Origin of the sequence: Streptomyces wedmorensis, assembly GCF_000716445.1 — a bacterium.
Lineage (GTDB): Bacteria > Actinomycetota > Actinomycetes > Streptomycetales > Streptomycetaceae > Streptomyces > Streptomyces wedmorensis.
This window is the reverse complement of sequence record NZ_JNWK01000013.1, coordinates 83,921-105,189: the sequence shown is the minus strand read 5'-3', so window position 1 is coordinate 105,189 and position 21,269 is coordinate 83,921. Positions and strand designations below refer to the sequence as shown.

The 21,269-nt window shown below is 70.2% G+C and carries 15 protein-coding genes; 6 read left to right on the top strand and 9 right to left on the bottom strand.

All coding sequences use genetic code 11. From position 1 onward, the window contains the following. Positions 1–7 precede the first annotated feature (7 nt). The 3 genes from OO54_RS13455 (at position 8) to OO54_RS13445 (ending at position 5,365) form a co-directional block, all read left to right on the top strand. A complete protein-coding gene (locus OO54_RS13455; protein WP_033203079.1) occupies positions 8–2,227 on the top strand; it encodes a beta-glucosidase in 2,220 nt (739 codons plus the stop codon). Beyond that, positions 2,224–3,669 (top strand): glycoside hydrolase family 43 protein, encoded by a 1,446-nt coding sequence (locus OO54_RS13450; RefSeq protein WP_033203078.1) that lies wholly within the window; start codon positions 2,224–2,226, stop codon positions 3,667–3,669. Before OO54_RS13455 ends, OO54_RS13450 begins: the two co-directional genes overlap by 4 nt. Positions 3,670–3,916: 247 nt before the next feature. Next, positions 3,917–5,365 (top strand): endo-1,4-beta-xylanase, encoded by a 1,449-nt coding sequence (locus OO54_RS13445; RefSeq protein ID WP_033203077.1) that lies wholly within the window; start codon positions 3,917–3,919, stop codon positions 5,363–5,365. 55 nt (positions 5,366–5,420) lie between these two features. Here OO54_RS13445 and araD read toward each other — a convergent pair whose 3' ends face one another. From araD to OO54_RS13425, 4 genes are all read right to left on the bottom strand, one after another. After that, positions 5,421–6,134 (bottom strand): L-ribulose-5-phosphate 4-epimerase AraD, encoded by a 714-nt coding sequence (gene araD / locus OO54_RS13440; RefSeq protein WP_033203124.1) that lies wholly within the window; start codon positions 6,132–6,134, stop codon positions 5,421–5,423. Positions 6,135–6,172: 38 nt separating this feature from the next. Then, positions 6,173–7,681 carry an L-arabinose isomerase gene (araA, locus tag OO54_RS13435; protein WP_033203076.1) on the bottom strand — a complete coding sequence of 503 codons (1,509 nt, stop codon included), beginning with the start codon at positions 7,679–7,681 and terminating at the stop codon, positions 6,173–6,175. 74 nt (positions 7,682–7,755) lie between these two features. Beyond that, positions 7,756–9,462: a ribulokinase gene (gene araB / locus OO54_RS13430; RefSeq protein ID WP_033203075.1), complete on the bottom strand. Its 1,707-nt coding sequence runs from the start codon at positions 9,460–9,462 to the stop codon at positions 7,756–7,758. Positions 9,463–9,836: 374 nt separating this feature from the next. Next, complete coding sequence (locus OO54_RS13425; RefSeq protein WP_033203074.1) at positions 9,837–10,883, bottom strand: LacI family DNA-binding transcriptional regulator; 1,047 nt, start codon at positions 10,881–10,883, stop codon at positions 9,837–9,839. A gap of 226 nt (positions 10,884–11,109) precedes the next feature. Between OO54_RS13425 and chvE the strand changes: the two genes are divergently transcribed. Genes chvE through mmsB form a run of 3 tightly spaced genes read left to right on the top strand, consistent with a single transcriptional unit; the run spans position 11,110 to position 15,100 of the window. Then, the gene (gene chvE, locus OO54_RS13420; RefSeq protein WP_033203073.1) at positions 11,110–12,219 is read left to right on the top strand and encodes a multiple monosaccharide ABC transporter substrate-binding protein; all 1,110 of its coding nucleotides are present in this window, start codon (positions 11,110–11,112) and stop codon (positions 12,217–12,219) included. Beyond that, positions 12,216–13,859 carry a multiple monosaccharide ABC transporter ATP-binding protein gene (gene mmsA / locus OO54_RS13415; RefSeq protein WP_033203072.1) on the top strand — a complete coding sequence of 548 codons (1,644 nt, stop codon included), beginning with the start codon at positions 12,216–12,218 and terminating at the stop codon, positions 13,857–13,859. Before chvE ends, mmsA begins: the two co-directional genes overlap by 4 nt. Continuing rightward, on the top strand, positions 13,856–15,100 hold the full coding sequence (gene mmsB / locus OO54_RS13410; RefSeq protein WP_033203071.1) for a multiple monosaccharide ABC transporter permease: 1,245 nt from the start codon (positions 13,856–13,858) through the stop codon (positions 15,098–15,100). The genes mmsA and mmsB overlap by 4 nt, the downstream gene beginning before the upstream one ends. 65 nt (positions 15,101–15,165) lie before the next feature. On the opposite strand, the gene OO54_RS13405 is transcribed toward mmsB, so the two are convergent. From OO54_RS13405 to OO54_RS13385, 5 genes are all read right to left on the bottom strand, one after another. Then, positions 15,166–16,233: an aldose epimerase family protein gene (locus OO54_RS13405; RefSeq protein ID WP_078905182.1), complete on the bottom strand. Its 1,068-nt coding sequence runs from the start codon at positions 16,231–16,233 to the stop codon at positions 15,166–15,168. Positions 16,234–16,349: 116 nt separating this feature from the next. Further along, positions 16,350–17,348, bottom strand: a complete 999-nt coding sequence (gene yjfF / locus OO54_RS13400; protein WP_033203070.1) for a galactofuranose ABC transporter, permease protein YjfF — start codon at positions 17,346–17,348, stop codon at positions 16,350–16,352. Further along, positions 17,345–18,460: an ABC transporter permease gene (locus OO54_RS13395; protein ID WP_051786916.1), complete on the bottom strand. Its 1,116-nt coding sequence runs from the start codon at positions 18,458–18,460 to the stop codon at positions 17,345–17,347. The genes yjfF and OO54_RS13395 overlap by 4 nt, the downstream gene beginning before the upstream one ends. Beyond that, positions 18,457–20,016 (bottom strand): sugar ABC transporter ATP-binding protein, encoded by a 1,560-nt coding sequence (locus OO54_RS13390; protein ID WP_051786915.1) that lies wholly within the window; start codon positions 20,014–20,016, stop codon positions 18,457–18,459. The genes OO54_RS13395 and OO54_RS13390 overlap by 4 nt, the downstream gene beginning before the upstream one ends. A 67-nt stretch (positions 20,017–20,083) precedes the next feature. After that, entirely contained in the window at positions 20,084–21,085 is a 1,002-nt protein-coding gene (locus OO54_RS13385; protein ID WP_033203068.1) for an ABC transporter substrate-binding protein, read from the bottom strand. Positions 21,086–21,269: the final 184 nt, after the last annotated feature.

The window sequence follows — 21,269 nt, the reverse complement described above, 5'->3', positions numbered from 1 at the left end:
GAACCCCTTGACCGAGTCCTGGCGTGACCCCCTCCTGCCCGCGTCCGAGCGCGTCGCCGATCTCCTGAGACGGATGACGGTGGAGGAGAAGGCGGGGCAGCTCGCCGGCTTCTGGGCGCTGCCCTCGAATCCGGGAGCACCCGTCGCGCCGATGGAGGACGATTCCGGCGAGCCCGCGCCCGGTTTCGACGACGTCATCCCCCACGGGCTCGGCCAGTTGACCCGGGTGTACGGCACCGCGCCGATCACCGCCGAGGCCGGGATGGAGCGGCTCGCCGCGCTCCAGCGGCAGGTGACGGAGTCCGGCCGGTTCGGGATCCCGGCGGTCGCGCACGAGGAGTGCCTGACCGGTTTCATGACGTTCGGGGCGACGGTCTTCCCCGGGCCGCTCGCCTGGGGCGCGTCCTTCGACCCCGGTCTCGTGCGCCGGATGGCCGCCGCCATCGGCACCGACATGCGACGGGTCGGCGTCCACCAGGGACTTGCCCCGGTGCTGGACGTGGTCCGGGACTACCGGTGGGGCAGGACCGAGGAGTGCATCGCCGAGGACCCCTATCTCGTCGGGGCGATCGGCACCGCCTATGTGCAGGGCCTGGAAGGCACCGGGATCGTGGCGACGCTCAAGCACTTCGCCGGGTACTCGGCCTCGCGCGGCGGCCGGAACATGGCCCCCGTGCCCTCGGGGCCGCGCGAGTTCGCCGACGTGCTGGTCGAGCCCTTCGTCCGGGCGCTGCGCGAGGGGGGCGCCCGGTCGGTGATGAACAGCTACACCGACGTGGACGGTGTCCCGGTCGCCGCCGACGAGCGGCTGCTGACCGAACTGCTCCGGGGCGAGCTCGGTTTCGGCGGGGTGGTCGTCGCCGACTACTACGCCGTCTCCTTCCTGGAGACCCGGCACGGCGTCACCGGCTCGCGCGGCGAGGCCGGCGCGCTGGCGCTGACCGCCGGGATCGACGTCGAGCTGCCGACCGCCCGCTGCTACGCCGAACCGCTGACCGCACTCGTACGGGCAGGAGCGGTACGGGAGGAGCTCATCGACCGGGCCGCGGAGCGGGTCCTGCTGCAGAAGGCCGAACTCGGCCTGCTCGACCCCGACTGGGAGCCCGTCAAGCCCGAGCCGGTCGACCTCGACCCGCCGGAGAACCGGGAGCTGGCCCGGCTGATCGCCGAGCGGTCCACGGTGCTGCTCGCCAACGACGGCATCCTGCCGCTGCGGCCGTGCCGGGTCTCCGTCAGCGGGCCGTACGCCGACGACCCCCACTCCTTCCTCGGCTGCTACTCCTTCCCCAACCATGTCGCACTGCCCGGGGCCCCCGGGGTGGAGATACCGACGCTCGGCGAGGCACTCGCCGCCGCCGGGTTCACGGTCACCGCGGACGAGCCGGACGTGAACGTCCTCGTCCTCGGGGACCGGGCCGGCATGTTCGGCCGGGGCACCTCCGGGGAGGGCTGCGACGCCGAGACCCTCGACCTGCCCGGCGACCAGGCCGCGCTCGCCTCCGCCGTCCTGGACTCCGGGGTGCCGACCGTCCTGGTCCTCGTCTCCGGACGGCCGTACGCGCTCGGCTCGCTCGCGGAGCGCGCGTCGGCCGTGGTGCAGGCCTTCTTCCCCGGCGAGGAGGGCGGGACGGCGCTGGCCCGGATCATCAGCGGCGCCGCGGAGCCGTCCGGGCGGCTGCCGGTCTCCATCCCCCGCCAGGCCGGCGGCCAGCCCGGCACGTATCTGCGCTCGCGGCTCGGCGGGCCCACCGACTGGAGCTCGGTGGACCCGACCCCGCTGTTCCCCTTCGGCCACGGGCTGAGCTGGACCGGCTTCACCTGCTCGGACCTCTCCGTGGATCCCGCCGCCGCGACGGACGGAGCCGTCTCCGTCTCGGTGACCGTGCGGAACGTCGGCGAGGTCGCCGGGACGGAGGTGGTGCAGCTGTACCTCTCCGATCCCGAGGCGACCGTCGTCCGGCCGGAGAAGTGGCTCGCCGGGTTCGGCAGGGTCGAGCTGGAGCCGGGCGCGGCCGCCCGGATCACCTTCTCCGTCCATGCCGACCGGACCTCCTTCACCGGGATCGACCTGCGGAGGCGGGTGGAACCCGGGGAGATCGGTGTGGCCGTCGGACGGTCCAGCGGCGATCTTCCGCTCCGGGGCTCCTTCACCCTGCGCGGTCCCGTGCGTCACCCCGGGGCCGACCGCGTGCTGTCCGTGCCGGTCGAGATCGTCCCCGTACCGTGACCGGGTGGTTCGGCGATCCCGTACTGCCGGGGTTCCGGCCCGATCCGTCCGTCTGCCGCATGGGGACGGACTACTACCTGGTGACGTCCAGCTTCGAGTGGTTCCCCGGCCTTCCCGTGTTCCACAGCCGCGATCTGACGCACTGGCGGCGACTGGGCTCCGCGCTCGACCGGGCGTCGCAGCTCGACCTCGACGGGTGCGGGCCCTCGCGGGGGCTGTTCGCTCCGACGATCCGGCACCATGACGGGGTCTTCCATCTCGTCTGCACGCTGATGGACGGCCCCGGCCATTTCGTCGTCACGGCGACCGACCCGGCGGGGCCGTGGTCGGAGCCGTACCGGCTGGACGGCGAGGGTTTCGATCCGTCGCTGTTCTTCGACGACGGCCCGGACGGCGACGGGCGGGCCTGGTTCACCGCCGCCCGCGTCCTCGACGAGGCGGCGGGCCGCACCGAGATCTGGATGCGCGAGTACCTGCCTCGCGAACGGCGGCTCACCGGGCCCGAGTACGTCCTGTGGTCGGGGAGCCGTCCGGGCGCCCGCTGGTCGGAGGCCCCGCACCTCTACCGGATCGACGGCACGTACCTTCTGCTCACCGCCGAGGGCGGCACCGATGTGGACCACAGCGTGGTGGCCGCCCGCGCCCACCAGGTGACCGGGCCCTACACGGGCGTCCCCGGCAATCCGGTCCTCGCGCCCTCCGCGGGCCCGGTCACCTGCACCGGGCACGCGGATCTCGTCCAGACCCCGGACGGAGACTGGCGGGCCGTCCTCCTGGGCGTCCGGCCGGGCTCCGCCATCGGCCGGGAGACGTTCCTCAGCCGGGTCACCTGGGAGGACGGCCGGCCGGTCTTCGCCCCCGTCGCCCACCGCGGCCACAACAGTCCCCTCCACGACGACTTCGCGACGCTCACCGCCGACTGGAGCACCCTGCGCACCCCGCGCTCGCGGTTCTGGTCCACGGGCGACGGGCTGCGGCTCCGGCTGCGTCCCGAGCGCCTGGGCGAGCGCACCACCCCGTCCCTCCTGGCCCGCCCGCAGGAGCAGCCCGACTGCGACGCCTCCACCGAACTGCGCTTCTCCCCCGGTGCGCCGGGTGAGGAGGCGGGCCTCGCCGTGGTCCTCGACGACGACGCCCACCTCCTGTTCCTCCGCACGACGGAGGGGTTGACTCTGCGCCGCGGGACCGAAGTCCTCGCCGGCGTTCCCCTCCCCCCGGGCCCTGTCCGCCTGGAGGTCCGTATCCGCGGCTTCCGCCATTCCTTCTTCTACGCGCCGCCCGGCGGTTCCCGAAAGGAACTGGCCACCGTCGAAGCGACGTTTCTCGCCCCGCTGTTCACCAGTGTGCATATCGGCCTCTACGCCGGCTCCCAAGGCCGTCCGTCCACCAATGAGGCCCATTTCCCGTGGTTCGACCTCACCTGTCCGGAAACCCCTGTCTGACGATAGGCACAGATCAAGGGCGGTCCGCATCGAAATTCTTTCGAAGCGGGCCGCCCTTCGAAACATCTTCGAAAGTCTTGACTTGTTTCCGCCGCGTTTCCACACTGATTCCCGAGGTGGCGTCTCCCTCTTTTCGGTACGCCCAGTTAGTGCGCGGGTCTTTTGTTCATCCACGAAGACAGCACCGACGCGGATTCGTTCTGCCGCCTTCACAGCCTTCCGCGAATTCACTCCAGGAGGTTCTTTCATGCGCTCACGCGCTCTTTCCCCGACCGCTCTCCGCCGGAGGACCGGCGGCCTGTCCGCGGCGCTGATCGCCGGCGTCCTCGGTGCCACCGCCGTGATCGTGGCACCTCTGACCTCGCACGCCGCCGAGACCACGCTCGGCAGCGCGGCGAAGCAGAGCGGCCGGTACTTCGGCACGGCGATCGCCTCGGGCCGGCTCAACGACTCGACGTACACGACGATCGCCAACCGCGAGTTCAACTCGGTGACCGCCGAGAACGAGATGAAGATCGACGCCACCGAACCGCAGCAGGGGCAGTTCACCTTCACCGCCGCCGACCGCGTCTACAACTGGGCGGTGCAGAACGGCAAGCAGGTGCGCGGCCACACCCTGGCCTGGCACTCCCAGCAGCCCGGCTGGATGCAGAACCTCGGCGGGAGCGCGCTGCGCCAGGCGATGGTCAACCACATCAACGGCGTCATGGCCCACTACAAGGGCAAGATCCCCCAGTGGGACGTCGTGAACGAGGCCTTCGTCGACGGCACTTCGGGTGCCCGGCGCGACTCCAACCTGCAGCGCACCGGCAACGACTGGATCGAGGTCGCGTTCCGCACCGCGCGCGCCGCCGACCCGGCCGCCAAGCTCTGCTACAACGACTACAACGTCGAGAACTGGACCTGGGCCAAGACCCAGGCCATGTACGCGATGGTCAAGGACTTCAAGCAGCGCGGCGTGCCGATCGACTGCGTCGGCTTCCAGTCGCACTTCAACAACGACAGCCCGTACAACAGCAACTTCCGTACCACGCTCCAGAGTTTCGCCGCCCTCGGCGTCGACGTGGCCATCACCGAGCTCGACATCCAGGGCGCCTCGGGCACCACCTACGCCAACGTGACCAACGACTGCCTGGCGGTCCCGCGCTGCCTCGGCATCACCGTGTGGGGCGTGCGCGACACCGACTCCTGGCGGGCCGAGCACACTCCGCTCCTGTTCAACGGCGACGGCAGCAAGAAGCCGGCCTACACCTCCGTGCTCAACGCGCTGAACGCCGTCTCCACGACGCCGACGCCCACGCCGACCCCCTCTCCCGGTGCCGGACAGATCAAGGGAGTCGCCTCGGGCCGCTGCCTGGACGTGCCCGGAGCCGTCACCACGGACGGCACCCAGGTCCAGCTGTGGGACTGCAACGGCCGCACCAACCAGCAGTGGACCTTCACCGCGGCCGGTGAGCTCAGGGTCTACGGCGACAAGTGCCTCGACGCCGCCGGCACCGCCAACGGCGCCAAGGTCCAGATCTACAACTGCTGGGGCGCCGACAACCAGAAGTGGCGCCTCAACTCCGACGGATCCATCGTCGGCGTCCAGTCCGGCCTCTGCCTCGACGCCGCCGCCAACGGCACGGCCAACGGCACGCTGATCCAGCTCTACACCTGCTGGAACGGCACCAACCAGCGCTGGACCCGCAGCTGATCCCACACCGCCGACGGAGGGGAGCCAGGATGATCCTGGCTCCCCTTTCGGCGTGTCAGAGGGAGGGACGGTTGCCGTAGTACGCATCCGGGCCGTGCTTGCGGGTGAAGTGGCGGTCCAGGACGTGCTGCGGGGGTTCGACCGTGCCCAGGGCGATGGTGTGGAGCGCCATCTCGGCCACCGCCTCGCAGACGATGGCGTGCTCCAGGGACGCGGTGGCGTCCTCGCCCCAGGTGAAGGGGCCGTGGTGGGCGACGAGGGCGCCGGGGACCTCCCTGGCCCGGGTGTCGTCACGGCCCAGCAGGTCCACGATGACCTGGCCGGTGTTGTACTCGTAGTCCTTGGCGCACTGCTCGGGGGTGAGGGCCGCGGTGACGGGGACGGGCCCGTTGAAGGTGTCCGCGTGGGTCGTGCCGAGCACCGGTATCGCGCGCCGGGCCTGGGCGAAGGCGACGGCATGGGTGGAGTGCGTGTGGGTCACGCCTCCGATGGAGGGGAAGGCCAGGTAGAGGCTCCGGTGCGTCTCTGTGTCGGTGGACGGTCGCAGGTGGCCCTCCACGACGCTTCCGTCGGACAGGGAGACGACGACCAGGTCCTCCTCGCTCAGCACGTCGTAGGCCACACCCGAGGGCTTGATGACGAAGACGCCGGCTTGTCGGTCCACTCCGCTCACGTTGCCCCAGGTGAGGGTGGCCAGACCGGCCCGGGGGATGCGGAGGTTGGCCTCCAGCACCTCGCGGCGCAGCTCCTCGGAAACGGTGGTGCTCACGGAGGACTCCGTCCTGGTCGGGGTGGAGGCGGAGGCGTTCACAGGCTCTGTGCCAGACGGTGGTAGGCCTGGTTCCAGCGCAGCTCGCGCGTGAAGCGCCGTACGGTCGTGTCCTCGTCGATGACGGCGAGTTCGGTCCGCAGCATCTCGGCGAGGTCGTCGAGCTCCTCGCCTCCGAGGGCGGTGGTCAGGACGGTGTGGTGCGGGGCTCCGGCCGTCAGCCAGGCCTCGGTGGAGGTACGGAGGTCGGGGCGGGGCCGCCAGACGGCGCGGGCGACGGGCAGCTGGGGCAGCGGCTCGGGCGGGGCGACGACGTCGATGTGGTTGGCGACGAGACGGAACCGGTCGCCCATGTCCGCGAGGCCGACGACGACGGCCGGACCGGGGTCGGCGTCGAAGACGAGTCGGACCGGGTCCTCGCGTCCGCCGATGCCGAGCGGGTGGATCTCGCAGGCGGGCCTGGCCGTCGTGATCGAGGGGCAGACCTCCAGCATGTGGGCGCCGAGGATGAGTTCCTGGCCTGGTGTGAGGTCGTAGGTGTAGTCCTCCATGAAGGAGGTGCCGCCGGGCAGGCCGTGGGCCATCGCCTTCAGCGCGCGCAGCAGGGTGGAGGTCTTCCAGTCCCCTTCGCCGCCGAATCCGTAGCCGTCCGCCATCAGGCGCTGCACGGCGAGGCCGGGCAGCTGGCGCAGGCCGCCGAGGTCCTCGAAGTTGGTGGTGAAGGCGCGGAAGCCGCCTTCCGTGAGGAAGGCGCGCAGGCCGGCTTCGATGCGGGCGGCGTAGCGCAGGGATTCGTGGCGCTCGCCGCCGGGCCGCAGCTCGGGCGCGAGGGCGTAGAGGTCCTCGTACTCCTTGACGAGGGCGGTGACGGTGTCGTCGGGGGCGGCGTCGACGGCGGCGACGAGGTCGTTGACGCCGTAGGTGTTGACCGAGACGCCGAACCGCAGCTGGGCCTCGACCTTGTCGCCCTCGGTGACGGCGACGTCGCGCATGTTGTCGCCGAACCTGGCGAGCTTGAGGGTGGTGAGTTCGGAGCGGCCGACGGCGGCGCGGGCCCAACCGGCGATGCGGTCGACGACCTCGGGGGTGGAGACGTGGCCCGCCACGGTCTTGCGCGGGACACCGAGGCGGGTCTGGACGAAGCCGAACTCGCGGTCACCGTGGGCGGCCTGGTTCAGGTTCATGAAGTCCATGTCGATGGTGGACCAGGGCAGTTGGCGGTTGGCCTGGGTGTGCAGGTGGAGCAGGGGCTTGCTCAGGGCGTCGAGGCCGGCGATCCACATCTTGGCCGGGGAGAAGGTGTGCATCCAGGCGATAAGGCCGATGCAGCGGTCGTCGGCGTTGGCCTCCAGGCAGATCGCGCGGATGGCGGCCGCGTCGGTGAGGACCGGCTTCCACACCAGGCGGACGGTCATCCGGGGCTGCCCGGCGAGGGTGTCGCAGATGGCGCGGGACTGGTCGGCGACCTGAGCCAGGGTGTCGTCGCCGTAGAGGGCCTGGCTTCCGGTGAGAAACCAGATCTCGCGGTCGGGCTGGGCGAGCGTCATGTCGGGTGTGCTCCTCGGAGGTGCTGGGGCGGAGAGGTCGGGCCGCTGGAGGCCGGGGCGAAGAGGCGCCCCGGTCAGCCGGTGGTGACGAGGCGTGCGGTGTTGCGGATCCGTCGCAGGCGGTGCAGGAGGAGGTCCGCTCCGGTACCGAAGTGGTCGTGCAGGGCGCGGTACTCGTCGAACAGCGCGTCGTAGGCGTCCGCCCGTGCGGGGTCTGGCACGTACGCGTGGCGCTGGACGCTGCCCATCACGGAAGCGGCGGAACGGACGTCGGGGTAGGCGCCCGCGGCGACGGCGGCGTGGATGGCCGAGCCGAGCGCCGGACCCTGCTCGGAGGTGCCGACGGACACTGGGCGGCGGAGCACGTCGGCGTAGATCTGCATGAGCAGCGCGTTCTTCCTCAGCCCTCCGGTGACGATGAACTCCTCGACGGGGATCCCGCCGCCCTCGAAGGTCTCGACGATCATCCGGGTGCCGTAGGCGGTGGATTCGAGCAGGGCCCGGTAGACGTCCTCGGGCCGGGTGTCGAGGGTGAGGCCGGCGATGACTCCGGAGAGGTGGTGGTCGACCAGGGTGGAACGGTTGCCGTTCATCCAGTCCAGGGCCACCAGGCCGTGCGCGCCGACCGGCTGGTCGGCGGCTTTGCGGGTCAGGAGTCGGTGGAGGTCCTCGCCCGCTGCCTCGGCCTCGGCGCGGTAGTGGTCCGGGACGCCCTGGCGGAGCCACCAGGCGAAGATGTCGCCGACCGCGCTCTGGCCGGCCTCGTAACCGTAGGCACCCTCGACGATGCCGCCGTCGACGACCCCGCAGATGCCGGGGACCTCGGCGAGGGTGGCGCCGTTGAGTACGTGGCAGGTGGAGGTGCCCATGATGGCGAGCATCCGGCCGTTCTCCACGGCGCCCGCCGCGGGTGCGGCGACGTGGGCGTCGACGTTGCCCGCCGCGACGGCGATACCCTCGGGGAGACCGGTCCAGTGTGCGGCCCGGCTGCTCAGGGTGCCGACGCGGGAGCCCAGCGGGGAGAGGGGGTGCTCCAGGCGGGTGGCGGGGAAGTCGGCGAAGTCCGGGTGGAGTCCGGCGAGGAAGTCGGGCGAGGGGTAGGTCCCGTCCTGGTGGATGCCCTTGTAGCCGGCGGTGCAGGTGTTGCGGGACTCGGTTCCGGTCAGCTGCCAGACGATCCAGTCGGCCGCCTCGATCCAGCGGGCGCAGGCGGCGTAGACGGCCGGGTCCTCTTCCAGGACCTGCAGGGCCTTGGCGTACTGCCACTCGGAGGAGATCTTGCCGCCGTACCGTGCGATCCACTTCTCGCCGCGTGCGTGAGCGAGGGCGTTGATGCGGTCGGCATGGGCCTGGGCCGCGTGGTGCTTCCATAGTTTGGGCCAGGCGTGCGGGCGGTCGGCCCACTCGGGCGTCAGGGCGAGCGGAGTGCCGTCCTGGGCGGTCGGCAGGACCGTGCACGCGGTGAAGTCGGTGGCGATGCCGATGACGCGGGCCGGGTCGACTCCGGCGTCGGCGAGCGCCGCCGGAACAGCGGTACGCAGGACGTCGCGCCAGTCCTCGGGGTGTTGCAGGGCCCAGTCGGGGGGCAGGGGGGCGCCGGTGGAGGGAAGGTGGTCTTCGATGACTGCGTGGCGGTACTCGTGGACCGACGAACCGAGTTCTGCGCCGTCCCGGACCCTGACCACGACGGCGCGCCCGGAGAGGGTGCCGAAGTCGACTCCGATGGTGCATGCCTCGGACTGGTGAGGGGCTGCGGGGCCGGAAAGGGCGTGTGTGGTCACGATGCGGTCTCTCTCGTCATGAACAGGGCCAGAGGAGCACCCTGATTGTTAACGCTCACAATTGACTGGGCAAGAGCTGCGTGCAGTTCTGTCGAACATTCGGCAAGAAGAAGGGCCTCTGAAGTGAGCGCTCACCTACCGTCCCGGGGGCAACCCCGGCGTCGCGCCCGGCCTGCCGGGAGGCGGTAGGGCCGAGCGGACGGAACGGTCGACGGAGCGCTTGCGCGGGCGGACCGACGCGCGTGCGCCGCCGGACGCCGGACATCAGACGGCAGGCCCCAGACAGCAGACACAGCAGACACAGCAGACTGGAGACCTGTCACCGGCCTCCAGTCCGGCCGCCAGGAGGTGGTGGGAGAGCCCGGCCCCCCGCGTCAGGATTCGTTCGAGGGGCGCGTGCTCGCACGCATGATGAGCTGCGGTTCCACCAGGAGGTGCTCGACCTTCCGGGCGCGACCCTCGATGTGGTCCACCAGCAGCCCGATGCTCCGGCGCCCGATGGCGGCGAAGTCCTGGCGGACCGTCGTCAGCGGCGGAGGGAAGAACTCGGCCTCCGGGATGTCGTCGAAGCCGGCGACGGCGACCTGTCCGGGGGTGCGGATCCCGCCCTCGCGCAGCGCCCGCAGGACGCCGAGCGCCATCTGGTCGTTGGCGACGAAGACGGCCGTGACCGGTGTCGCCCCGCGACGGGCCAGGGCGAGTCCCGCGAGTTCCTGTCCCGCCCGGTACCCGGACAGCGGGCTCCAGTCCCCCGTCAGTACGCGCGGAGGGCGGATGCCGCCCTCCTCCAGGACGGTGCGCCATCCCGCGGTGCGGGCCTCGCTCTCCAGCCAGTCGTCGGGACCCGCCACGTGCCAGACGTTGCCGTGCCCGGCGGCGAGCAGGTGCTCCGTGACCATGCGGGCGCCGAGCTCCTGGTCGAGGGAGACGCCGGGCAGGTCGAGCTGGTGTCCACCCTCCACGGTGACCACGGGGAAGGGTGCGTCCAGCTCGGCGAGCGCCTGCACGTGCGAGCGTTGCGGGGTGATGGCGACAACGCCCTCCACGCCCCAGGACGCGAGGTGGTCGATGGCGTCCTTGAGCCCCTGCCCCTCTCCGGTGCGCAGACTGACGGTCGAGACGAGGTAGCCCTGCTCCCGGGCCGCCTCCTCCAGGCCGGTCAGGGTGCTGGCAGGGCCGTACAGGGCGGTGTTGACGGCGATGACACCCAGCGTCCTCGTACGGCGCGTCACCAGGGCGCGTGCGGCGGAGTTGCGACGGTAGCCCAGCCGCTCGATGGCCAGGGTGACCTGTTCCCGGGTGGCCGCGCGCACGTTGGGGTGATCGCTCAGCACCCGGGAGACGGTCTGGTGGGAGACCCCCGCCTCTCGTGCGACGTCGGCCATCGTCGGCGGGCGGACGTCTTCCGCGGGATTCGCCACGTTCGCCTCCCTTCTCCGTGTTTACGGCTGTACATCGATGCGAGAAAAACCTTAGCGCCTCTTGTATCACGCTGTTGTGAGCGCTAACAATCAACCTCGACCGGGGCGCCGACGCCCCGGCCACCCAGCCGGAACGGCGCCGTCCCGGTGGTGCGAGCTCACGCGCCGCCGCCGGACCCGTCCCTCGGCCGGAGCCGCACTCGACGACGGGATTGCCAGGTAACCCATGAAGAAGTTCCGATCCGCATCCGCCCTCCTGGCCGTGACCACCGGCTGTGCCCTGCTCCTGACAGCCTGCGGGCAGAACAGCGAGGGCGGCAGCCAGGAGTCGAAGGACACGAAGGACCTCACCATCGGCATCGCGATGCCCACCAAATCCTCCGAGCGGTGGATCGCCGACGGCCGCAACATGACCGAAAGTCTGAAGAAGGCCGGCTTCGCCACGACCCTGCAGTACGGCGAGGACGACCCCGACCAGCAGGTCGCCCAGATCGAGAACATGATCACTCAGGGCGTCGACGCCCTGGTCGTGGCCGCCATCAACGGCGAGGCGCTGTCCAACGTCCTGCAGCAGGCGGCCGACGCCCACATCCCGGTCATCTCCTACGACCGGCTCATCCTGGGCTCCCCGCACGTCGACTACTACGCCTCCTTCGACAACGAGAAGGTCGGCGAGCTCCAGGCCACGTACATCGTCGAGAAGCTGGGGCTGAAGGCCGGCTCGAAGAAGGGTCCCTTCAACATCGAGTTGTTCGCCGGGTCCAACGACGACAACAACACCAAGTACTTCTTCAACGGTGCCATGAAGGTGCTGAAGCCCTACCTCGACAAGAAGCAGCTGGTCGTACGCTCCCAGCAGACCCAGCTCAACCAGGTCACCACGTTGCGGTGGGACGGAGGGACGGCGCAGAAGCGCATGGACGACCTGCTGACCTCCTCGTACTCCACCGCCCGGGTCGACGCCGTGCTCTCCCCCTACGACGGCATCTCCATCGGCATCCTGTCCGCCCTGAAGTCCGACGACTACGGGAGCGCCGCCAAGCCGCTGCCGGTCGTCACCGGCCAGGACGCGGAGGTCGCCTCCGTGAAGTCGATCATCGCGGGCCAGCAGACGCAGACCGTCTACAAGGACACACGCGCACTCGCGCAGGTCGCCGCAGACATGGTGACCGCCGTCCTCGCCGGCAAGAAGCCCGAGATCAACGACGACGCCACCTACGACAACGGCAAGAAGGTGGTCCCGGCCTTCCTGCTCGATCCGGTCAGCGTCGACAAGACGAACTACCGGCAGGTCCTGGTCGACTCGGGCTACATCAACGCCGAGGAACTGCGATGACGCCCGCCCCGGCCGACTCCCCCAAGGTTCCCGTCTCCGTCTCGTCCCCGTCCGGCCCCGTCCTCGAGATGCGGTCCATCGTGAAGACCTTCCCCGGGGTCAGAGCACTGTCCGACGTGACCCTGTCCGTGGAGCGCGGCGAGGTGCACGCCCTGTGCGGAGAGAACGGTGCCGGCAAGTCGACGCTCATGAAGGTCCTGTCCGGCGTCCACCCGCACGGCACCTACGAGGGCGAGATCCTCTTCGAAGGCGAGCCGTGCCGTTTCAAGGACATCAGGGCCAGCGAGCGGCGCGGCATCGTCATCATCCACCAGGAGCTCGCACTCGTTCCCTATCTGTCGATCGCCGAGAACGTCTTCCTCGGCAACGAGCCGTCCCGGCGCGGGATCATCGACTGGCACGAGGCGCTGCGCCGTGCTTCCGAACTGCTCAGGCGGGTCGGGCTCGACGAACATCCCGAGACACGGGTCGCCGACATCGGTGTCGGCAAGCAGCAGCTCGTGGAGATCGCGAAGGCGCTGGCGAAGAACGTCCGCCTGCTGATCCTCGACGAGCCCACCGCGGCGCTCAACGACGAGGACAGCGCGAAACTGCTGCGGCTGATGCGGGAGTTGAAAAGCCAGGGCATCACGTCGATCATCATCTCGCACAAGCTGAACGAGATCGCCCAGATCGCCGACTCCGTCACCATCCTGCGCGACGGGCGCTCCATCGAGACCCTCGACGTCAGGGACCCCGCCACCACCGAGGAACGCATCATCCGCGGCATGGTGGGGCGGGACCTCGACAGCCGGTTCCCCGACCGCACGCCGTACGAGGGCCCGGCCGACGCCGACCCTGTCCTGGAGATCCGGGACTGGACCGTACGTCACCCCCTCGACCGCGGCCGCAAGGCCGTCGACGGGGTCTCGCTCCAGGTCCGCCGCGGGGAGATCGTCGGCGTCGCGGGCCTCATGGGTGCCGGCCGGACCGAACTCGCGATGAGCGTCTTCGGCCGTTCCTACGGCCACTACGAGCAGGGCACCGTGCTCAAGGACGGCCGCGAGGTACGGACACGCACGGTCCCCGAGGCGGTCGCCCACGGCATCGCGTACGTCACGGAGGACCGCAAGCACTACGGGCTCAACCTCGGGGACTCCGTGAGCCGGAACATCTCGCTCGCGTCCCTCGGCGCCCTCGCCCGCCGCGGCGTCGTCGACGGGCATGAGGAGCGCAAGGTGGCCGAACGGTACCGGCGGACCATGAACATCAAGGCTCCGAACGTCCTCGAGCCGGTAGGCCGCCTTTCCGGCGGCAACCAGCAGAAGGTCGTTCTCAGCAAGTGGATCCTCGCCGGGCCGGACGTCCTCATCCTCGACGAGCCCACCCGCGGAGTCGACGTGGGAGCCAAGTTCGAGATCTACACCGTGATCGACCGGCTCGCCGCCGAGGGCAAGGCGATTCTCCTCATCTCCTCCGAGCTGCCCGAACTGCTCGGCATGTGCGACCGCGTCTACACCATGGCCGCAGGCCGGCTGACCGGCGAAGTCGCCCGCGAGGACGCCACCCAGGAAGTCCTGATGCGGCACATGACGCAGGACACCCCCGTACTACCGGCGGTCACCGCAGGCGCCGCCTCCAGCGAAGGACACCAGGCATGAGCACCGACGTCAGCACGAAGACGACCACACCGGCGCCCCCGGGCCGCGGGGCTCCGTCCACCGGGGCACCGCTGGCCCGGGTGCTTCTGGACGGCGTCCGGCGGAACATGCGCCAGTACGGGATGCTCTTCGCACTCGGCCTGATCGTGCTCCTGTTCCAGATCTGGACGGGCGGCGACCTCCTGCTGCCGCGGAACGTCTCCAACCTGGTGCTGCAGAACAGCTACATCCTCATCCTGGCCATCGGCATGATGATCGTCATCATCTCCGGGCACATCGACCTGTCCGTGGGCTCCCTGATGGCGCTGGTCGGTGGCATCGGGGCGGTGCTCATGGTCGAGCACCATGTGGCCTGGCCCGTCGCGGTGCTCCTCACCCTGCTGCTGGGAGCCGTCGCCGGCGCCCTGCAGGGCTTCTTCATCGCGTACGTCGGCATACCGTCGTTCATCGTGACCCTCGCCGGCATGCTGCTGTTCCGCGGGTTCACGGAGATCTTCCTCAAGGGTCAGACGCTCGGCCCGTTCCCGGACGGACTGCAGAAGGTCGCCAACGGCTTCCTGCCGGAGGTGGGACCGCAGACCAACTACCACAACGGGACCCTGCTCCTCGGCCTGGGACTGGTCGCCTACGTGGTGTTCCAGGAGGTGCGGGACCGCCGTCGCCAGCGCGAATTCGCTCTGGAGCCGCTCCCCACGGGCCTGTTCGCGCTGAAGCTGACGGCACTGGTCGCCGCTGTCCTGGTCACCACCCTGCTGCTCGCAAGCTACAAGGGCGCCCCCGTGGTCCTCCTGATCCTGGCCGCGCTGCTGGTCGGCTTCGGTTACGTGATGCGCAACGCGGTGATCGGCCGCCACGTGTACGCGATCGGGGGGAACCTGCCGGCCGCCAAGCTGTCCGGAGTCAAGGACAAGAAGGTGACCTTCGCCGTGTTCCTCAACATGGGAATGCTCGCGGCGCTCGCCGGGCTCGTCTTCGCCGCGCGCTTCAACGCGGCCTCGCCGAAGGCGGGCGTGAACTTCGAACTGGAGGCCATCGCCGCCGCGTTCATCGGCGGGGCGTCGATGAGCGGTGGAGTCGGGACCGTCCTGGGAGCCATCATCGGCGGCCTGGTCCTCGGCGTGCTCAACAACGGCATGAACCTCGTCGGGGTGGGCACCGACTGGCAGCAGGTCATCAAGGGCCTCGTGCTGCTCGCGGCGGTCGGCTTCGACGTGTGGAACAAGCGCAGGGCGGGTGCCTGACACCGCTCCGGACATGGCTGTGCCCGCCGGCTCCTCCGCCGGCGGGCACAGCCATGTCCACACGGTCAGTCACAGGTGCCGAACCTCAGGACCGTACTCGACCTGTACTCCTCGCCAGGCCGAAGCACCGGAGACGGGTCACCGGTGCGGTTCGGCGAGTCGGGGAAGTGCTGGGTCTCCAGCGCGATGCCGGCGCCCGCCCCGTAGGGCATACCGCTCTTGCCGAGGACCGTGCCGTCGAACTGACCCGCGGTGTAGACCTGGAGCCCGGGCTCCGTGGTCAGCACCTCCATGCGGCGGCCGGTGGCCGGCGCGTACAGGACGGCGGCGGGGCGCAGTGCCTCGTCGCCGTGCGGACTTAAGACGAAGTTGTGGTCGTACCCGCCGTCCGCGCCGGGGCGGGCCAGGGCGTCGGCGATCCTCAGCGGCCGGCGGAGGTCGAACGCGGTGCCGGACACGGGGCGGTGGTCCCCGTGGGGAAGGAGGTCGTTGTCGACCGGAGTGTAGTGGGAGGCGTGCACGGCGAGTTCGTGTCCGAGGATGTCGCCGGCGCCTTCGCCGTCGAGGTTGAAATACGCGTGGTTGGTCAGGTTGACCAGGGTGGCCGCATCGGTGACCGCCGAGTAGGTGAAGGCGAGTTCGCCGACGCGGCCGATGAGACAGCTGACGGTGACGTCCAGGTTTCCCGGGAACCCCTGGTCTCCGTCCGGGCTCCGGAGGCGCAGGAGCACACCGGTCCACTCCGGGGTGTGCACGCTCTCGGCTTCCCAGAGGCGGGGGTCGAAGCCGTCGGTGCCGCCGTGCAGGCAGTGGCCGTTCTCCTGCGTGGTCAGCTGGTACGGCTTCCCGTCCAGGGAGAACCGGCCGTGTGCGATGCGGTTGGCGTAGCGGCCGACGGTGGAGCCGAAGTACCGGGCGGTGTCGGCCGCCCGGGCGGGGTCGTGGGGAGCGAGGACGATGTCGGCCGGGGTGCCGTTCCGGTCCGGCGCCCACAGCCCGTGGAGGCGGGCGCCGCGAGTGTGCACCTCCGCCGTGAGTCCGCCGGGGAAGCCGAAGGTCCATCGTTGTCCAGCGTACGGTTCGGGACGGCAGACCGGAGGGACCCCGGTGAAGGGGGACGGTGCTGGGTTCATGGAGGTTCCTTGTCGGCGAGAGGGCGCAGCCGGAAAGGGGGCAGGGATGGCCCTGCCCCCGCCCCGGGCGCGTTCATACGCGGCGGACGGCTCGGGGTTCGCACTCGGCGAGGGGTCTATTCCGCCTGGCGCGATCCTCCGAAGAGGCGTTGGAGGAGGATGAAGACGAACAGCAGACCGCCGATGACGATGCGGGTCCACCACGAACTGAGCGTGCCCTGGAAGCTGATGATGGTCTGGATCAGACCGAGGACCGTCACGCCCAGGGCGGTTCCCAGGACGAAGCCGGAACCACCGGTCAGCAGCGTCCCGCCGATCACGGCGGCGGCGATGGCGTCGAGTTCCATGCCGACGGCGTGCAGGGCGTAGCCGGACAGCATGTAGAAGGTCAGCAGCAGACCGCCGAGGGCGGAACACAGGCCACTCACGGCGTACACCGCGACCTTGGTGCGCCCTACGGGCAGGCCCATGAGACGGGCTGAGGACTCGTTGCCGCCCAAGGCGTAGACGGTGCGGCCGAAGCGGGTGTGGTGGAGGACGACGAAGGCGAGTGCCAGCACGACCAGGGCGATGATCACGGCGGGTGAGACGAACAGGCCCCCGGGCAGGAGCACCCGCGTCTGGGCGATCCGCGTGGTCGTCGGGTCGGTGAGGGAGATGGACTCGGTGCTGATCATGTAGCAGAGGCCGCGGCCGAGGAACATGCCCGCGAGAGTGACGATGAAGGGCTGGATCTCGAAGGCGTGGATCACCCAGCCCATGAGGGCACCGCCCCCTGCTCCCACCAGCAGGACCACCGGCACCGCCAGCGCGAGCGGCAGGCCGTTCTGTTCGACGAGCCAGGCCGTCAGCATGGTCGACAGGGCCACCATCGAGCCGACCGAGAGGTCGATCCCGCCTGTGAGGACGACGAACGTCATGCCGATCGCCACGACGAGCAGGAAGCCGTTGTCGATCAGGACGTTGAGCAGGACCTGCGCGGAGAAGAAGCCTTCGTACTGCACGGACCCGATCGAGAACATCGCGACCAGCAGCGTGGCCGTCACCATGAGCGGCAGGTGGGCGGCGTGCCGTGCCGAGAAGCGGTGGAGCGGCTTGGTGAGGGTGGTGCTCACGGGTGGACCTCCTGCCGGCGGGCCGTCAGGTCGCCGGCCGCGGATGCCGGGTCCGGGGCGGCCGTTCGGCGACGGCGTGAGAGTCGCGCGCGGAACGCGGGCGACTGGACGAGACACACGACGATGACGACCAGGGCCTTGAAGACGAGGGTGGTCTCGGGCGGTACGCCGAGGGTGTAGATCGTGGTCGAGAGGGTCTGGATGATCAGCGCGCCCAGGACCGTCCCACCGAGGGAGAAACGACCGCCCGTCAGGGCGGTGCCGCCGATGACGACGGCGAGGATCGCGTCCAGTTCGATCCACAGGCCGGCGTTGTTGCCGTCCGCACTGGACACGTTGGAGCTGATCATCAGGCCCGCCACCGCGGCGCACACGGCGCTGACGACGTAGACCATGACCAGGAGGCCGACTGCCCGGATGCCGACGAGTCGGCTGGCGACCGGGTTGCCGCCCACCGATTCGATGAGCAGCCCGAGCGCGGTCCGCCGGGTGACGAGGGAGGTGACGGCGACGAGGGCCGCGGCGAGGAGGACGGCGAAGGGGAGGGTGAGCCAGTAGCCGCCGCCGATCATCTTGTAGGCGCTGCTGGACACGCTGATGATCTGGCCGTCGGTGATCAGCTGGGCCACGCCGCGCCCGGCGACCATGAGGACCAGCGTGGCGATGATGGGCTGGACGCCGAGCCGGGCGACGAGGAAGCCGTTCAGCAGTCCGATCGCGGCGGCCACGCCGACCGCCAGCGCGATCGCGGACAGGACGGTGGACAGGCTCCCCGGGTCCTTCGCGGTGGCGATGTGCTCGCACGCGAGGGCGCCGGCGATGGCGACCGTCGAGCCGACCGAGAGATCGATGCCCCGGGTGGCGATCACGAGCGTCATGCCGAGCGAGACGAGGATCAGGGGGGCACCGAACTGCAGGATGTCGATCAGGCTGCCGTACAGGTGTCCGTTCTGGACGCGGACGGCGAGGAAGTCATGGGTGAACACGACGTTCCCCACCAGCAGGGCGGCCAGCACGGCGGCGGGCCAGAACAGGCGGTGCTCCATGAGCCGCCGGGTGCCGGGCGCCCGGACCGGGCGCCCCCCAGCGCCGGTGTCGTCAGGTGGTGTCATGAGGTGGCTCCGGTGGCGATGGCGCCCAGGATCCGGTCGGGCGTCAGGGTCGTGTCGTTGGGGAGGGTGGCGACGAGCCGGTGGTCGCGCAGGACGCCCACGCGGTGGCTCAGCCGCAGCACCTCCTCGAGTTCGGCGGAGATGAAGAGGACCGCTGTGCCTTCCGCGGCCAGGCTGGTGACCAGTTTCTGGATCTCCGTCTTGGCACCGATGTCGATGCCCCTGGTGGGTTCGTCCAGGATCAGCAGCTCGGGGTCGGTGAGCAGCCATCGGGCGAGCAGCACCTTCTGCTGGTTGCCCCCGCTGAGGTTGCGGACCTCTGCCTCGGGGTCGGCCGGGCGGATGTCGAGAACCTCGGTCCACCGGGCGGCGATCTCGTCCTGCCGGGTGCGGGAAACGGGTTTGGTCCAGCCGCGTGCGGCCTGGAGGGCGAGCACGATGTTCTCGCGGACGGTGAGTTCGCCGATCAGACCCTCCGCCTTGCGGTTCTCCGAGCAGAAGGCGATCTTGTGGGCAATCGCGGCGCGCGGCGAGCGCAGGACGGCGCGCTTGCCGTGGATCCGCAGCTCGCCTCCGTCGGCGTGGTCGGCGCCGAAGAGCAGCCGGGCCGCCTCGGTGCGTCCGGAGCCGAGGAGCCCGGCCAGGCCGATGACCTCGCCGCGGTGGATGTCCAGGTCATAGGGCTGGACGCCACCGGCCCGCGCGAGGCCGCGGGCGCTGAGGAAGGGCGCGTCCCCGGAACCGGGGCCGTCAGTGGTGCCGGTGTGGGATGTCTCGGCCAGTTCGTCGAGAATGCCCAGTTCGCTGCCGACCATGCGGTGTACGAGGGTGACGGGTGTCAGCTCGTCGATCCGGTACTCGCCTTCGAGGCGCCCGTTGCGCAGGACGGTCACCCGGTCGCACAGGTCGAAGACCTGGTCGAGGAAGTGGGTGACGAAGAGGATCGCGACACCCCGGTCGCGCAGTCTGCGGACCAGGGTGAACAGCTGGGCGACTTCGTCCCGGTCGAGGCTGGAGGTGGGCTCGTCGAGGATGAGGACCTTCGCCTTGACGTCCACGGCCCGTACGATCGCGACCAGTTGCTGGACGGCGAGGGAGTACGTGCCCAGCGGCATGCGGACGTCGAGGTCGAGTTCCAGTTCGGTGATGAGCCGTGCCGCGCGTTCGTGGAGGGCCGACCAGTGGACCAGCCCCAGGCGCCGGGGTTCACGGCCGATGAGGATGTTCTCCGCGACCGAGAGGTTGGGGCACAGGTTCACCTCCTGGTACACCGTGCTGATTCCGGCGTGCTGCGCTTCCAGCGGTTCGGCGAATCGCTGGAAGCCGCCGTCGACGGAGACCGTTCCCGCGTCGGGCGGGTGGACGCCGGTGAGCACCTTGATGAGGGTCGACTTCCCGGCGCCGTTCTCGCCCATCAGGGCGTGGACCTCGCCGGGGAAGAGGCGCAGATCCACGCCGTCGAGGGCGAGGACGCCGGGGAACACCTTGCGGATGCCCTGGGCCTCCAGGACCGGCCGGTCGGTGCGGGTGGGTGTGGGGGTGGGTGGGACTGCCATCCGCCCTCCTCTCCTGAGGGGTCGGGGGCGGCGCGAGGACCGCCCCCGGTCTGGTGCGGGCGTCGGGTCAGTACTGGCGGCCGGGCAGGGCGGCCGCGGCCTGGTCCTGGGTGAAGACGCCCTCCTTGACCTCGACCCGTCGCGGGACGCTCTCCCCCGCCGCGACCTTCTCGGCGAGTTCCATCAGCTGGTCGCCGAGGAGCGGGTTGCACTCGACCACCACGTTGATCTTCTTCTCCTGCATGGCGACGAAGGCGTCCTTGATGCCGTCGACGGAGATCACCTTGATGTCGGTGCCCGGCTTCCTGCCCGCCTCCTCGATGGCCTGGATGGCGCCCAGGGCCATGTCGTCGTTGTGGGCGTACAGGACGTCGATGTCCTTGTGGGACTTGAGGAAGGCCTGCATGACCTCCTTGCCCTTGGCGCGGGTGAAGTCCCCGGTCTGGGACGCGACGACCTTGAACTTGGAGTCGCCCTTGACGACCTCGGCGAAGCCGGCCTTGCGGTCGTTGGCGGGTGCGGAGCCGGTGGTGCCCTGGAGCTCGACGACGTTGACCGGTTCGGAGGTCCCCTCGTACTCCTTCACGAGCCACTTGCCGGCCTCCTGCCCCTCCTTGACGAAGTCGGAGCCGAGGAAGGTCCGGTAGAGGGAGGTGTCCTGCGAGTCGACCGCACGGTCGGTGAGGATCACCGGGATGCCGGCGCTCTCGGCCTCCTTGAGGACGGTGTCCCAGCCGGACTCCACCACCGGGGAGAAGGCGATGACGTCCACCTTCTGCTGGATGAACGTGCGGATCGCCTTGATCTGGTTCTCCTGCTTCTGCTGCGCGTCGGAGAACTTCAGCGTGATGCCGGCCTTCTCGGCCGCCTCGCGTACGGACTTGGTGTTGGCGGTGCGCCAGCCGCTCTCGGCTCCCACCTGGGCGAACCCGAGCACCAGCTTGCCGTCGGAGGAGCCCTTGCCGGTGCCGCCGGTGGTACCGGTGGGCGCGGGCTCGGTGGTGCAGGCGGTCAGCACACCAGCGGCCAGAACGGCGGCGGTGAAGACACGGAGGGCTCTGTGGGCCATGTCGTGGTTCCTTTCGGGGACGTGCGTCGTACAGGGCGGTGCCCTGAAGGGGCCGGGCCCGGCGAAGGTGCGGCTGCGCAGCGGTGGTTGCGCTGGGCGGAGGCGGAGTGTGCGTAGGCCCCCGACGACCGGCGGGCTGTCGAACGCGACACATTGTGAGCGCTAACAGACTCGCAACTCAAGG